The sequence below is a fragment of the Nonomuraea mesophila genome, from assembly GCF_004352805.1.
GTDB classification, from domain to species: Bacteria; Actinomycetota; Actinomycetes; order Streptosporangiales; family Streptosporangiaceae; genus Nonomuraea; species Nonomuraea longispora.
The window spans coordinates 53,755-68,394 of sequence record NZ_SMLD01000021.1; the positions used below are offsets into that span (position 1 = coordinate 53,755).

The following is a 14,640-nucleotide window of genomic DNA, read 5'->3' on the forward strand; positions in this document are numbered from 1 at the left end:
CGTCTGTGCGCAGAGCAGGCCAGGGGGTGCGCCGGGCGAGCGGGGGCGCCGCCCGGTCGCGCGATCAGGTGACCGCGAGGATGGAGCTGGTCCGGTGGTGGGCGACCAGCTCGGCCAGCTGGGGGTCGAACTCCGCGACGATCTGCTTGACGCGGAACTCGGCGAGTGGCCCGAGGGTGTCGTAGATCTCCACGAAGAGGTCCCGGGCCGCGGCGCGCGGCCAGTCGGCGGGCAGCAGCTCCGCGGGCAGGTCGGGGTCGTGGTTGGGGAACGTCCGCCAGGTGTCCATGATCCCCGAACGCGCCACGAGCGCCTCGGAGGCGCCGACCGCGCCCCTGCGCACGCGCTCCAGCAGCGGCGCGTACTGCGCCACGAACCCCTCGTAGGTGCGCCGGAGCTGGTCGAAGTCCCACGCCTCCCGCGGGGCGCGCATGCCGGGAAGGTCCACGGCTTCGGCGCGGAAGACCGTCGCCATGGGGATCCCCAACTCGGTGAGCACCGCCGCCGCGCTGTCGGCGTCGGCCGTCGGCGAGACCCACAGCCCGTCGTAGAGCGGGGCGAAACCGAGCCAGCGCAACCTCGCGCGCAGCGCGTGGCGCAGGTCGCGCTGCTCCTCGGAGATGGAGAACGCCGCCATCACCCAACGCCCGTCCCACGCGCCCTGCTCCAGGCCGAAGGACATGATCCGCTGTCTGCCTTCCTGCATCACCGCGGCGGCCCGGTCCGTCAGCCGGTAGTAGGTGCGCCGCCCGGCCTTGGACGACTCCAGTAGATCTCGCCTGGTCAGGCGGCTGAGGGCGGCCCTTGCCGCCACGGCGGAGACCCCGAACTCCTCGGCCAGCCGCACCAGGGCCGCGGACGGCAGTTGCTCGGGCCGGCTGATCCAGTAGTCGCCGAGCAGGGTCGTGATCAGGTGTTGCGGAGGCGCGCCCACCTGGAAGCGCGGAAAGTCGACATCGCCTGCCTCGGGTAGCTCGCTAGCATTCACAGCAGAAGTATATTGACAACGCTTGAGGGAGCGAGCGTTATCAATATGTCATGCTTCTCGATGGGTCCTTGACGAGTTGCGTCAGCGGCTACCGTCTCCCTTCCGCCGCGCGCCGTCCAGGTCGCCGCCGGCGAGGAGATCGAGGCGGTCGCGGTCGGTCGTCTCGTCGAAGCTCGTGTGACGCCGGATCGCCGGCGACTCCAGGGCGGACACCTGCGTGAAGGTGTGGTGGGCGGCCAGCCCGGCCAGCTCGGGGTCGAACCCGGCGAGGATCTCGCGGAAGCGCTGCTCCGCAGGCTCCCCGAGCGAGTCGTAGATCCGCACGCACAGCCGCCTGGCCTCGTCCCGCGGCCAGGCGTCGGGCAGCAGTTCGGCGGGGAGGTCGGGGTCGATCGTGGGGAACACCCGCCAGTCGGTCATGATCGCGGTCCGCAGGCGCAGCGCCTCGGCGGGGGACGGGCCGGACACCGCCAGCCGCTCGGCCACCGGCCCATGGGTGTCGATGAAGCGCAGGTAACGTTCGCGCAGCGCGGTGACGTCGAAGGCGCGGGCCGGCACCGCGTCCATGTCGCCGCCGGCCACCTCGCGGCCCCGGAACACGACCACCTCGCGCACGCCCAGCCTTCGCCCGAGGTCGGCGGCGTCGGCCGTCCTGTCGTGCGGGGACACCCACACCGCGTCGAACATCATGCCGAAGTGCAGCAGGCGCAGCCCGTCACGCAGGGCGCGGCGAGTGTCGCGCTGCTCCTCCGGCACCGAGAACGTGACGACCGTCCACTCGCCGTCCCAGCGCGGCGTGGCGGCGCCGAACGTCAGCAGCCGGCGCATGTGCGCCACGATCACGTCGTACGCCCGGGGCGGCAGCCCGTAAGCGGTGGTGCGGCCGTTGCGGGAACTGGTCAGCAGCCCCCGTGAGACGAGCCGCCGCAGGGCGGCGCGGGCACTGCTGGTCGTGATGCCGAACTCTTCCAGCAACCGCACCAGCGCCGCCGACGGGATGTGCTCCTGACGCCAGAACCAGTAGTCGCCCAGCAGCGTGGTCAGCAGCCGCTGAGGTTCGGCTCCTTGCCGGGCCCTGGGCAGGGAGCCCGGCTCCGGCGACGTGGCCACCCGGCTTGCCTTCATCGTCAGACTCCTCGGCCGATGCGGGGTCGCCGCCGCGGGCCGCATCAGGGCCACGGGCGGGCTTACCGGGCTGGACCCGCGTGCATCCTACGTCCTCGGCTCCATGCCCGGGCCCTTCCCGGCGATCCCGGCGATCCCGGCCGGTCCGGGACGACGGCGGCGTGGGAGGTCTCCTGTTCACCGCGGTACGTGGGGACGCAGGAAGCGGCCGGGGGAGTGGCGGACGAACTCCGCGGTGCCGAGCGCCGGATCCTCCTCGGCCAGGCGTTCGGCGAGCCTGTTGAGCCGGTGGGCGTCGGTGGCCTTCCAGCGGCCGGTGGCGACCCGGTCCTCCAGCGTCCGCACCGCGGCGACGAACTCGGCTCCGGTGTATCGGCAGTGGCCGGGCCGGTCGACGAACGCCTGGCGCACCAGCGCGCCGTTCCCCGCGCGCCGCACCACGTCGGAGTAGGCACGGGCCTGGGTGACGGTGGGGTAGTTGTCGCCGCGCTCGTGCATCGTCAGGACGGGCACGCCGATCGCGCCGCGCGGGGTGAAGTTGTCCTCCATGTACGCGACGGCGCCGGGGTCGGGGGAGACGCGCGGCGCGGCTGCCAGCGCCGACAGGTCGGCGTCGAGGTCCAGCCCCGCGCTGTCGTAGAGGGCGCGTACCTGCTTCATGCGCCCGGACTCCCGCAGCGCCCGGCGGTAGTCCACGCCCGTGTTCCAGGAGAAGTTCCCGCCCGCCCGCTGTTCCAGCGGATGACGGGGGGAGAAGACGGTCGCCATGAAGGCCGCGTACTCCTGGGCCTGCTGCCCGGCCCAGTCGCGCGGCGCGGGTTCGGGGGTGCCCGGCACGGACCAGGTGGACACCTGGGCGAAGGCCGCGGCCAGGGCGATGCGGGCCCGGCCGGCCGCGGTCTCCTGCGCGGCCTCCAGGACGGCGCGGGCGGCCGCGGTGCTCCGCGTCTCCTCCTCCGCCGAGGCAAGCCGGGCGAGCTTGATCGCGTCGTTCGCGGGGGCGAGCAGCGTCTTGAACGCGAAGGCCGCGTCCAGCGACTGGTTGAGCATCGCCACCGGGCCGGCGACCGAGGCGCAGTAGGGCAGCGCGCCGTCGATCAGGTCGGGCCGGAGCTCGGCCAGGCCGGCCGCGACGGCGCCTCCCATCGAGGCTCCCCAGGCCAGGGTGGTCGCGGGCCTCCCGGCGACCTCGGCGAACGTGGCGAGCGTGTCGGCCGAGGCCCGCAGGGTCTCCTCGACCGCCCAGCCGTCGCCGTAGGGGCGGGTGCCGGCCAGGGCGTACCCGTGGGCCAGCAGCCAGTCCCGGGCGGCGGCGTCGCCGCCGAGATCGGCAGGCAGGTGCGCGGGGCCGGCGCCCTGACCGTAGCCCGGGCTGTACGTCAGCACGGTGCCGTTCCAGTCGCGCGGAACCTCGATCGCGTACGTGGCACCGTCCGGATGGACGCCCTTGACGCTGATGGGGAGGGCCGGGCGGGTCGCCGCCGAGGCGTGCGGAACGCCCGCGGCCGGCAGGAGGGCGAGGGTGAGAGCCGCGGCCGTGAGCAGCGTCACGGCCCGGGGCGCCCGGATCATCGGTGAACGGGGGTTGATGTCCGCCTCCATGGGGGAAACTGCTGCGACGCCGAATGTGCGACAGTCAAGTGGACGGTCGTTGAAATTGAGCCACTCATCATGTTCGACATTAATCCTACGGTCGTCACAGAAGTGTTGACAATGCCTCCGGTCCTGCTTACTTTGGCCCAACTACCCGCATGTGAGGAGCCTCGATGTTCCGCAAGTCGGTTCTGGGCGTCATCGCGGCGGGCGCCGCGATCGCACTCCTGTCTGCCTGTGGCGCCGGCCCCGGAAGCACCCGCAACGTGTCCGCCGACGGTGGCCGGCCCGACGAACTGGTCTTCGCCGCCATCCCGTCGGAACAGAGCGACAACCTCGAGGCATCGTTCGCCCCGATCGTCTCGGCGCTGGAGAAAGACCTCGGCATCCCGGTGCGGTTCCAGGCCGTCACCAGCAACGCCGCCGTCGTCGAGGCCCAGGTCGCCAAGCGTGTCGACGTCGCCGTCTACGGAGCCTTCAGCTACTACCTGGCCCGCAGCCGCGCCGACGTCGAGCCCGTGGCGGTCCCGCTGGCCGTCCCGGAGGGCGAACCCGGCGCGTACGCCTACGGAGTGACCCGCGGCGACGACAAGAGCATCACCTCGCTCAAGGACGTCGCCGGCAAGGACGTCTGCTTCACCGACCCCGGCTCCACCACCGGCTATCTCCAGCCCCTCGCCTCGCTGCGGGAAGCCGGCGTCGACGTGGACAAGGACGTCAAGAAGGTCTTCGCCCACGGGCACGACACGGCGGTCGCCTCGCTGCTGGCCGGCGACTGCGCCATCGCCTTCGTCGGCGACGTGTTCATCGACCAGTTGCTGCCCGCCCGCGGCCAGCTCAAGCCGGGGCAGGTCAGCAAGGTGTGGACCTCGCCCCTCATCCCTGGGCCGCCGATCGTGGTCGGCACGTGGCTGCCGCAGGACGTCCGCGACCAGATCTCCAAGACGGTGACCGGCCTGACCGCCACGGGCGCCGCGTCCGCCGGGCTGTGCAAGGGCAGCGAGATCGAAGGGCCGAAGAACTGGGGAGAACACGCCGGCGCCACGGCGTGCACGCTCGGTACCTCCACCGCCTGGACGTTCGCCAAGGCGACCGACGCCACCTATCAGCCGATCACGCGCATCTGCGAGATCACCAAGGCCGAGGTCTGCACGTCCGGTGGCTGAGGAAACCGCCGTGATCGGCCACCCCGTGGTGCGGCTGTCGGAGGTGGGCAAGGGCTTCGACGGCACGACCGTACTCGATGACATCTCACTGGACGTCCCGCAGCGGCAGTTCATCGCCCTGGTCGGCCCCTCAGGGGCCGGCAAGTCCACGCTGTTGCGGCTGGTCAACGGCATGCACGTGCCGGACAGCGGCACCGTGGCCACCCTGGGCGAGAACCCGGCCACCTGCTCACGGGGCCGGTTGCGCGCCCTGCGCGCCAGGGTCGGGTTCGTCTTCCAGCAGTTCGGCCTCGTCGGGCGGCTGTCCGCGCTGGAGAACGTGTTGATGGGGTCGCTGGCCACCCTGCGCCTGCCCAGGTACGGGGTGATGAGCTACCCGCGTGCGCTGCGGATCCGCGCCGTGGAGCATCTGGACCGGGTCGGGCTGGCGGACCGGCGGTTCCAGCGTTGTGACACGCTCTCCGGCGGCCAGCAGCAGCGCGTCGCGGTGGCCAGGACCCTGCTGCAGAGCCCCGAGCTGATCCTCGCCGACGAGCCGGTCGCCTCGCTGGACCCGGCGGCGAGCGTACTGGTGCTCGACATCCTGCGACGGATCAGCGCCGAGGACGGCATCTCCGTCGTGTGCAGCCTGCACCAGATCGAGTACGCGCTCGCCACCGCCGACCGGGTCGTCGCGCTGCGCGGCGGCCGGCTGGTGCTGGACGAGCCGGCCGCGGACCTCACCGCCGGGCGGCTGCGGGAGATCTACGACACGGCGGGGGACGGCGATGACTGACACCACCTCCGCCCCGCGCGCTCCGGCCGCGGCGGACCCGGGCACATTGCGGCCGCCGTGGAGCGTCCGCGCCCTCGTCGCGGCGGGGCTGCTCGTCGGGGCCGTGGCCGTCACCTGGCTGACGTTCTGGTGGATCGGCCTGTCCCCGGTCGCGCTGGCCGCAGGGCTCGGCGACACCGCGCGGCTGCTGAGCCGGATGTGGCCGCCCGACCTGTCCGGCGCCGGCGACGTGGCCTGGATGATCGCCGAGACGCTGCTCATCGCGGTGGCGGGCACCGGCCTGGCGGTGCTGGCCTCGGTGCCGCTGGCCTTCATCGCCGCGCGTACCCACCGCGGGCCCCGCTGGTTGCGGCCGGCCGCCCGGATGGTCGTCGTGCTGACGCGGGCCGTGCCGACCCTGGCCTTCGCGATCCTGTTCGTGCGGATCTTCGGCCTGGGCCCGCCGGCCGGCGCGCTCGCCGTCGCCGTGCACTCGGTGGGCATGATCGCCAAGCTGCTGGCCGACGCCGTGGAGGAGGCCGACCCGGTCCCCGCCGAGGCGGCCCGCGCGTGCGGAGCCGGCGAGGTGCAGGTGGCCGTCTCCACCGTCCTGCCCCGCGTGTTCCCCGCGCTGACCGCCATCGTGCTGTACCGCCTGGACATCAACATCCGGACGTCGGCCGTGCTCGGCGTCGTGGGTGCCGGCGGTATCGGTGTGGCGCTGCAGACCGCACTGGGCAGCCTCAACTACCACCGGGCGGCGGGCATCATCTGCGTGATCGTCGTCCTGGTGCTGCTGCTGGAGGTGCTGTCGGTGGCGGTCCGCCGCCGCACCGGCGCCGGCCGCTCCAGCGGGGGCAGGACGGGTACGGCCGCGCTGCCCGCCGGGCGTGCCCCGTACGACGTCGGCTGGGACCGTCGCCGGGTGCTGCGGGTGGCCGGCACGGCCGCCACCGGGGTGATCTTCCTGGTGTCGCTGTGGTTCCTGGACCCCGACGTGAACCGGCTGTCCAGCGCCTGGACGAACCTGCGCGGAGTCCTCACCGGCATGTGGCCGCCCGCCTTCTCCGGCGAGCTGCTCATGGCCGTGCTGGAGAGCCTGCTCATGGCGCTGGGCGCCGCCGCCGTGGGCGCCGCGTGCGGGCTGGTGCTGGCCCTGCTCACCGCCGTCAACACCACTCCGTGGCGGCCGTTGTCCTCGGCGGTCCGGATGCTGCTGGTGCTGGTCAGGGGCGTCCCCGACCTGGTGTACGCGCTGCTCTTCGTGGCCGCGCTGGGGCTGGGCCCCTTCGCCGGCTTCCTGGCACTGTGGATCTCCTCCACCGCGCTGGCGGCCAAGTTCTTCGCCGACTCCCTTGAGCAGCTCGACCCGCTGCCGCACGAGGCCCTGACCTCGGTCGGCGCCGGCCGCTGGCAGGCGTTCGCCGCCGGGATCTGGCCGCAGTTCGTGCCGTCGTTCACCGGCAACGGCCTGTTCGTGGCCGACCTGGCGCTGCGCGAGTCGATCGTGCTCGGCATCGCCGGCGCGGGCGGCATCGGCTACCTCATGCAGGAGTCGATCGCCACCCTGCGCTATGACACCACCGCCGCGATCATCATCGCGATCACGGTCGTCGTGTACGCCATCGAGACGCTCGCCCGGTTCGCGCGCAGGCACCTGCTGTGAACGGACCGGCCCTGGACGGAAACGAAGGGGATGTCACCATGACCACAACCGCCGACGGCAGCACCGGGCGCGCCTCGGACTGGGACCCCACCGCACCGGAGACCTTCGACAGCTCGCACGGGGTCTACGCCGGCCTGCGGCGACGCTGCCCGGTGCCGTGGAGCGACGCCTTCGGCGGTTTCTGGGCCGCCACCCGCTACGCGGACGTGGAGCGGGTGGCCAGGGACAGCGAGACGTTCAGCACCGCGGTGCAGAACGTCGTCCCGCACGTGCCGCGCGCCCAGCGCCGGCCGCCGCTGCACTACGACCCACCCGAGCACGGGATCTACCGCACTCCGATGGACCGGGTGCTGCGCCGCAGCGTCGTACGGCGTCTCGAACGGGACTTCGCGCGGGCGGCGCGCGAGCTGCTGGCACCGCTGCTGGCCCGGGGCGGCGGCGACTACGCCCAGGAGTTCGCGCTGCCGTACGCGGCGCAGTGCTTCGCGCTCTTCCTCGGCCTGCCGGTCGAACAGGTGCTGGAGATCCGCCGGATCGGCGTCGAGTACAGCTTCGCCATCCAGGACATGGACCGGGCCCGCATCATGAAGGCCGGCGACGAGCTGTACGCCATCGCCCGCGCCATCGTCGAGGAACGCAGGGCCGACCCCCGGGACCCGGACGAGGATCTGGTGTCCAGCCTGCTGCGGGCGGCCGGCGACCCGGAGCGGCCGATCCCGCACGACCTGGTCGTCGCCACCGTACGGCAGACCGTCGTGGCCGGCATCGGGGCGCCGCACGCCGTGCTGGGCAGCGCCTCCGTCCATCTGTCCCGCGACCCTGACCTCCAGGACCGGCTGCGCGCCGATCCCGGTCTGCTGCCGGCGGCGATCGAGGAGCTCCTGCGGCTGTACGCGCCCTACCGGGTGTTCGCCCGCACCGCCACCCGGGACGTCGAGCTCGGCGGCCGCACGGTGCGCGCCGGCGAGGCGATCACGATGATCTTCCCCTCGGCCAACCGGGACGAGGCGGTGTTCGACGACCCCGACCGGCTCGACCTGGAGCGGCGGCCCAACCGGCACCTGGCGTTCGGCCGGGGCGCGCACCGCTGCCCCGGCGCGGCGATGGCCCGGCTGGAGATGACGGTCGCGCTGGGCGAGCTGCTCGCCGGCACCGTCCGCGTCGAACCGGACGGCGAGGTCGAGATGTTCAACTGGCTGGAGTTCGGACCCAGATCGGCACCGCTGCGGGTCGTCCCCCGCGGCTGAGCCGCCCCAGGAAGCCGCCCTGCCCTGCCCGTCCATCGACAGTGGAGGAAACGCACTGTGCCCACCCGCTTGACGACCGTGCGGACCCTGCTGGCGGCGACCGTGGCCCCGGCTGCGGACTGTGCACCGAGGACGGCTGGACGGTCGAGTCGAAAGGGCTGACGCCGTGACCCGCCCGCGTACGATCGCGCGCCTGGCCGCCGCAACGGCCGCGGCAGTGTCCGTCGTGGCGGCGACCGCCGCCGGGAGCGGAACCGCCTTCGCCGCTCCCGCCGGGCACCCCGGCGGCACACCGTGCCTGCCGGACTCACCCGCCCGCCCCACCTGTGTGAGCGGCATCCTCGACGACGGCACGCCCTACGAGTTCGTCGTCCCGGCCGAATGGAACGGCACCGTGGTGGTCGCCCTCGACTTCGCCGGATCGGGCCGCGACGAGCCCCTGACCGCGCGGCTGCTGGCCGACGGCGTGGCCCGCGGTGGCACGAGCAGGACGGTCACCGGCTGGGACATCCGGTCCGCCATCGACAACCAGGCCGAAGCGCTGGCCCGTTTCGAGCAGGCCTACGGCCGGAGCCGCAGGGCGATCGCCTCCGGCACGTCGATGGGCGGCTTCGTCGCCGCCGGAGCCGCCCAGGTCCACCCCCGCGCCTTCGACGCGGCCGTCCCGATGTGCGGGGGACTGGGCGGATCCGTCGCCCAGTGGAACCAGAAGCTCGACACCCTCTTCGTGCTCGAACGCCTGATCGCACCGGGGCTGCCGGTCCTCGACATCCCCGAGGACGTCGAGTCGGCCAGGAAGGCGTGGATCGACGCCCTCGCCGCGGCGCAGCGGACTCCCGAGGGCCGGGCACGGATCGCCCTGGCCGCCGCGATCGGCCAGCTGCCGGCATGGGGCCGGAACCCCGACGGTTCCACGCCGCCGCCTCCGGACAGCCGGGACGCCGACGCGCTGGAAGAGGGTGCCTACCTGGCGCTCGCCGGCGGGCCCCTGCCCTACGTCGGGCAGGCCATGAGCAGCCGGCGCCAGATCATGGAGGTGGCCGGCGGGAACCCGTCCTGGAACACCGGTGTGGACTACGCGCGGCAACTGCGCCTGGCCGATCCCGCCCTCCGGCGCGCCGTCGGGAAACTGTACGAGGCGGCGGGGGTGAAACTGGAGGCCGACCTGAAGAGCCTGGCCGCCGCGCCGCGCATCGCGGCGGAGCCGGACGCCGTCGCGCGGTTCGCCCGCGGCATCGTCCTGGACGGCAGACTGCGGATTCCCGTGCTGACCCTGTCGGGCACCGGTGACCAGATCTCCACCGTCGCCCAGCAGCAGTCGTACGAGGACAAGGTGCGCCGGGCGGGAGCGAACTCCCTGCTGCGCCAGACGTACACCGAGACCGTCGGCCACTGCGACTTCTCCCCGGCGGAACAACAGGCGGCGCTGGCGACGATGCTCGACCGGCTGCGGACCGGTCGCTGGCCGGCGACGTCCGCGCGGGCGATGAACGCCCGTACGGCGGCGCTGGAGCCCGACCCCGCTCCGCGGTACGTCTCCTTCACCCCGCCCCGGTTCAACCGGCTCGAATAGGGCCGGTCAGGCGGCCCGGAGTGGCGGCTGTCGCCGATCAGGAGGCCGCCCCGGCCGATCAGCTTCGCATCGACAGGCACACCGGCCAGGTCGAGGGCGGTTCGGTAGCCGTCGAGCCACGCCCGGCCGCTCGGGACGGGCGTGGCTCTGGCTGCGGGGAACGTGTGCAGGATGGTGTCAGGGTGCCCGGCCGGCCAGGCTCAGCCCGCGTTGTAGGTCCACGTCTGGTTGCCGCCGCCCGAGCAGCCGTTCAGCTGCAGTCTCGCGCCGTTGCCCGTGCCGTTGGCGTGGAGACACAGCCCGGACTGCACTCCCACGATCGTGCCGTTGGAGTTGACGCGCCACTTCTGGTTGTCGCCACCCCAGCAGGAGTAGATCTGGATGACGGCGCCGCTGCCGGAGCCTCCGGCGTCCAGGCACTTGCCGCCGCTCTGCAGCTCTCCGGACGAGGTCTGTGTCCACTGCTGGTTGCTCTGTCCATGGCAGTCATACAGTTGCACCTGGGTGCCGTCGTTGGTGCTGCCGTTGGGCACGTCCACGCAGCGGCCGGAGCCCGTGTTCCTGATCTGTCCCTCGCCCTCTTCCGGCGGCGTCGTGTCGCCGCCGTTGAGCGCGTTGAGCACGGAGGTGTAGGCGGCCTTCTTGTTGCCGTTGCTGTCGAAGAGCAGCGGGACGGTGTTGGCGCCCAGCCAGGAGTCACTGTCGCGAACGCCCCAGACCGTGATGCCGGTGCACCGTGGCACCGCCAGGCAGTCGTTGACGACGTTGGCGTAGGTGGTGGCCGAGCCGCCCTGGATGTCCAGCTCGGTGATCTGCACGTCGACCCCCAGCGCGGCGAAGCTCTGGATGGTCGTACGGTAGTTGCTGTTGTAGGGGCTCTGGCTGTTGAAGTGCGACTGCAGGCCGACGCAGTCGATCGGCACGCCGCGCGACTTGAAGTCCCTGACCATGTTGTAGACGCCCTGCGTCTTGGCCCAGTTCCAGTTGTCGATGTTGTAGTCGTTGTAGCAGAGCTTGGCGGCCGGGTCGGCGGCGCGCGCGGTGCGGAAGGCCACCTCGATCCAGTCGTTGCCGGTGCGCTGGAGGTTGGAGTCGCGCCGGCCGCCGGAGTTGCCGTCGGCGTAGGCCTCGTTGACCACGTCCCAGGCGTAGATCTTGCCCTTGTAGTGGTTCATGACGCCGTTGATGTGGTCGATCATCGCCTGGCGCAGCGAGCCGCCCGACAACTGCTGCATCCAGCCCGGCTGCTGGTTGTGCCAGGCCAGGGTGTGCCCGCGCACCCGCTTGCCGTTCTGCACGGCCCAGTTGTAGACCCGGTCCCCGTTGGTGAAGTTGAACTGCCCCCGGTTGGGCTCGGTGGCGTCGATCTTCATCTCGTTCTCGGCGGTCACCATGTCGAACTCGCGGTTGGCGATCGTCGTGTACTGGGAGTCGCCGAGCTTCTGCGCGGCGATGGCGGTGCCGAAGTAGCGGCCGGTCTGCTGGGCGGCCGCGCCGAGCGTGCTCTCCGCGGCGTTGGCGGGGACCGCCGTCGTCAGCGCGGCGAGCAGGCCGAGCGCGCCGACCGCGCCGGTGATCAGTGCCCGGCGGCGCGCGCCGGGCGCACGTCGGGCGGTGGGTGGGGACATCGCGTTGACACGCATGCTTTGAGCCTCCGTACGCGAAACATGGGGAAGGACCGTGCGGGACACACCCGAGGGACCGACGCCGCGCCCCGGGAGGGACGCACACCATAGGCGCCGACCTGAGTCTCGGAACCTCACCGAAAGTTGTCAAGGATCAAATAAAACTTTCGGCGACGCCCGCTGCGGCTCGTGTCGCCATACCGGTCCTCTTTGGCCTTGTCGCTCCCGAAATTTTCGGCCGGTCCGTCGGCGTCATGTCGCGATGAAACTTTCAGCGCGACGCTGTCGGTGGCCGGGGCCGCCGGACCCGGTCAGGCGAGGTGGATGTGCCGGTACGCCGCCTCGCGGGCCCGCCGCACGTTACGGCGCTCTTGACAGTGCCTTTCCGCCTCATATTTGCTCCGTTCCGCACCACCTCCACCGTCCGAGGGAGAGCTCGACCGGCATGATCTGTTAGCGCTAACATCGGAGAGGTGAACCCATGAAGCGTAGGAAACCCCGGAGGAGAAGCGGGCTTCGGCGCCCACCGGTTGCTCCACCCAGCCGTACCAGGGCCCGCACCAGGATCGGAGTCACGTGATGGCGAAACGCGGCTCCCTCCGCACACTGATCGCGCTCTTCGCCGCGGCGCTCCTCGTCGTGGTCACCGGTCACGCGGCGATGGGCAGCGACACCGGCACGGCCGCCACCCCCGCGGGCACCCTCGCGGCGAGCGCCGGATGCGGCAAGAACCCGACCCTGAGCAGCGGTACGCGGTCGATCCAGACCAGCGGCAAGAACCGCTCCTACATCCTCCGGCTGCCCGACGCCTACGACAACGACACGCCGTACCGGTTGATCTTCGGTTTCCACTGGCTGAACGGCACCGCCGCCGACGTCGACTCCGGCGGAGCCAGCGGATATTCCTGGTCCTACTACGGCCTCAGGCAGTTGTCGGGCAACGGCGCCATCTTCGTCGCCCCCCAGGGCTTCAACAACGGCTGGGCGAACAACAACGGCGAGGACGTCACCTTCGTCGACGACCTGATCCGGCTCATCGAGTCGGACCTCTGCGTCGACACCGCGCAGCGCTTCGCCACCGGGTTCAGCTACGGCGGCGGGATGAGCTTCTCTCTCGCGTGCTCGCGGCCGGACGTCTTCCGGGCGGTCGCGGTCTTCTCCGGCGCGCAGCTCAGCGGGTGCAGCGGCGGGACCCAGCCGGTCGCGTACATGGGGCTGCACGGGCTCGGGGACAATGTGCTCGGCATCGCGCAGGGACGGGCGCTGCGTGACAGGTTCGTCCGTAACAACGGCTGCACCGCGCAGAACCCGCCTGAGCCGGGTTCGGGCAGCCGCGGCCACATCGTCACCACCTACTCCGGGTGCCGGGACGGTTATCCGGTCGTCTGGGCCGCGTTCGACAACGGCCACACGCCCGCCCCCGTGGACGGCACCTACACCGAGAACGGCGCCATGACCTGGACCAAGGCAGAGGTGTGGGCCTTCTTCTCCCAGTTCGGGGACTCGGACCCCGACCCCGATCCCGATCCCGATCCGGACCCGGACCCGGACCCCGATCCCGGTGGATGCACCGCCACGATGGAGACCGTCAACACCTGGGGCGGCGGCTTCCAGTCCACCGTGACCGTCCGCGCCGGCGGCAGCGCCGTCAACGGCTGGACGGTCGGCTGGACCTGGCCGGGCGGGCAGACGATCAGCAACCTGTGGAACGGCGTGCGCTCCGGGTCAGGAGCCGCCGTGACCGTGCGCAACGAGGCGTACAACGGCTCGATCGCCCCCGACGGCACGACCACGTTCGGCTTCACCGCCGGCGGTGCGGCCGCCACGCCCGACCTGACCTGCACCGCTTCCTGATCGGATGCCAGGCGCGCTGACGCGCCGGCCCGCACGCCCTGGCCGGAAGCCGTTCCCGGCCACCGGCCAGGGCGTGCGCTCACTCGTCCCCGGAGGAAGCGCCGGGAGCGTCGCGGTACGGGCCGGTCGGGCCGGCCTGCTCGATCACCCGCCTGGCCGCCGCCGGCAGGTCGTCGGCGGCGACGGTGGTGTTGTCGCGTACGGTGTTGCCGCGCTCGCCGTCGACGAGGCCGGTGATGGCCGGGTTGGTCGTGTAGTTGCCGATCAGCGTCAGGTCGCCGGTGTGGTTGCCGTTCTGGTTGTTGGCATGCGCCCACTGCGCCGCGGTGCCGGTGAACACGTTGCGCTCGGCGGACAGGTAGCGGGAGCCCTCGTCGAAGTACAGGCCGAGTTGCCCGCTGTTCTCGCAGTGGTTCTCGTCGATCCTGCTGCCCGGCATCGCGGAGAGCGTGTAGACGCAGCCGGCGTCGAACATCGTCCGGACGACGTTGCGCACGTGGTTGCCCACGATGCGGACGTCACGCGAGGTCGTCGGGGTGTCGTAGATCGGCTGGAAGTCGTAGAGCCCGCGGTCGACGTACTCGGGGCTGCCGCCCGGGTCGTTGGCGCCCCAGCCGAATCCGACTCCGATGCCGGTGTACGGCATGTCCGAGACGTAGTTGTGTGCGATGGTCAGCCGCGTGACGTAGCTGGCGAAGATCGCGTCCTGGTCGAGATATTCGCGCGCTGTCGCGTGGACGCGGTTGTCGCTGAGCGTGATGTCCTTGTTGACCATGCGCGGGTCCGAGGGGTGGTGCGCGTCGGGCCGTACGCCCCCGACCACGATGCCTCCTCCGGCGCTCGCGGTGAACGTGCTTCCCCGCACCGTCACGTCGTGCGCGCCCAGTCCCACGCCGCTGGCGTGGGCGTTGGCGTCGTTGCCGATGCCGAGCCCGACGGACCCGAGGTTCACGAAGGTGTCGCCGACGAAGCCGATGCCCTGCGCGGCCGACACCTGCACCGCCGCGGGTGTCTGCGCCCAGCCGTTGCGGGCTCCTTCGAAGCCCTCG

The 14,640-nt window shown here is 71.9% G+C and carries 11 protein-coding genes; 6 read left to right on the forward strand and 5 right to left on the reverse strand.

What is annotated here, in order from left to right:
- Positions 1–64: 64 nt before the first annotated feature.
- The 3 genes from E1295_RS11210 to E1295_RS48630 form a co-directional block, all read right to left on the reverse strand.
- Positions 65–988, reverse strand: coding sequence for a PaaX family transcriptional regulator (locus E1295_RS11210; protein ID WP_246079978.1), 924 nt, complete (start codon positions 986–988; stop codon positions 65–67).
- An 81-nt stretch (positions 989–1,069) separates the two neighbouring features.
- Positions 1,070–2,113, reverse strand: a complete 1,044-nt coding sequence (locus tag E1295_RS11215; RefSeq protein ID WP_132630174.1) for a PaaX family transcriptional regulator — start codon at positions 2,111–2,113, stop codon at positions 1,070–1,072.
- A 177-nt stretch (positions 2,114–2,290) separates the two neighbouring features.
- Positions 2,291–3,685, reverse strand: a complete 1,395-nt coding sequence (locus E1295_RS48630) for a hypothetical protein (protein ID WP_220448653.1) — start codon at positions 3,683–3,685, stop codon at positions 2,291–2,293.
- Positions 3,686–3,879: 194 nt separating this feature from the next.
- On the opposite strand from E1295_RS48630, the gene E1295_RS11225 reads away from it, so the two are divergent.
- From E1295_RS11225 to E1295_RS11245, 5 genes are all read left to right on the forward strand, one after another.
- On the forward strand, positions 3,880–4,872 hold the full coding sequence (locus E1295_RS11225; protein ID WP_132630175.1) for a phosphate/phosphite/phosphonate ABC transporter substrate-binding protein: 993 nt from the start codon (positions 3,880–3,882) through the stop codon (positions 4,870–4,872).
- Positions 4,865–5,647 (forward strand): phosphonate ABC transporter ATP-binding protein, encoded by a 783-nt coding sequence (locus tag E1295_RS11230; protein WP_132630176.1) that lies wholly within the window; start codon positions 4,865–4,867, stop codon positions 5,645–5,647. Before E1295_RS11225 ends, E1295_RS11230 begins: the two co-directional genes overlap by 8 nt.
- Positions 5,640–7,292 carry a phosphonate ABC transporter, permease protein PhnE gene (gene phnE / locus E1295_RS11235; RefSeq protein ID WP_132630177.1) on the forward strand — a complete coding sequence of 551 codons (1,653 nt, stop codon included), beginning with the start codon at positions 5,640–5,642 and terminating at the stop codon, positions 7,290–7,292. The genes E1295_RS11230 and phnE overlap by 8 nt, the downstream gene beginning before the upstream one ends.
- Before the next feature lie 38 nt (positions 7,293–7,330).
- A complete protein-coding gene (locus tag E1295_RS11240; RefSeq protein ID WP_132630178.1) occupies positions 7,331–8,539 on the forward strand; it encodes a cytochrome P450 in 1,209 nt (402 codons plus the stop codon).
- Between the two features lie 166 nt (positions 8,540–8,705).
- Positions 8,706–10,112: an alpha/beta hydrolase family protein gene (locus tag E1295_RS11245; protein ID WP_220448654.1), complete on the forward strand. Its 1,407-nt coding sequence runs from the start codon at positions 8,706–8,708 to the stop codon at positions 10,110–10,112.
- A gap of 200 nt (positions 10,113–10,312) precedes the next feature.
- Here E1295_RS11245 and E1295_RS11250 read toward each other — a convergent pair whose 3' ends face one another.
- Positions 10,313–11,755, reverse strand: a complete 1,443-nt coding sequence (locus tag E1295_RS11250; protein WP_181957972.1) for an endo-1,4-beta-xylanase — start codon at positions 11,753–11,755, stop codon at positions 10,313–10,315.
- A 561-nt stretch (positions 11,756–12,316) separates the two neighbouring features.
- Here E1295_RS11250 and E1295_RS11255 point away from each other — a divergent pair.
- Complete coding sequence (locus tag E1295_RS11255) at positions 12,317–13,591, forward strand: CE1 family esterase (RefSeq protein ID WP_132630179.1); 1,275 nt, start codon at positions 12,317–12,319, stop codon at positions 13,589–13,591.
- A 79-nt stretch (positions 13,592–13,670) separates the two neighbouring features.
- Here the strand turns inward: E1295_RS11255 and E1295_RS11260 are convergent, their stop codons facing one another.
- On the reverse strand, positions 13,671–14,591 hold the full coding sequence (locus tag E1295_RS11260; RefSeq protein WP_132630180.1) for a hypothetical protein: 921 nt from the start codon (positions 14,589–14,591) through the stop codon (positions 13,671–13,673).
- Positions 14,592–14,640: the final 49 nt, after the last annotated feature.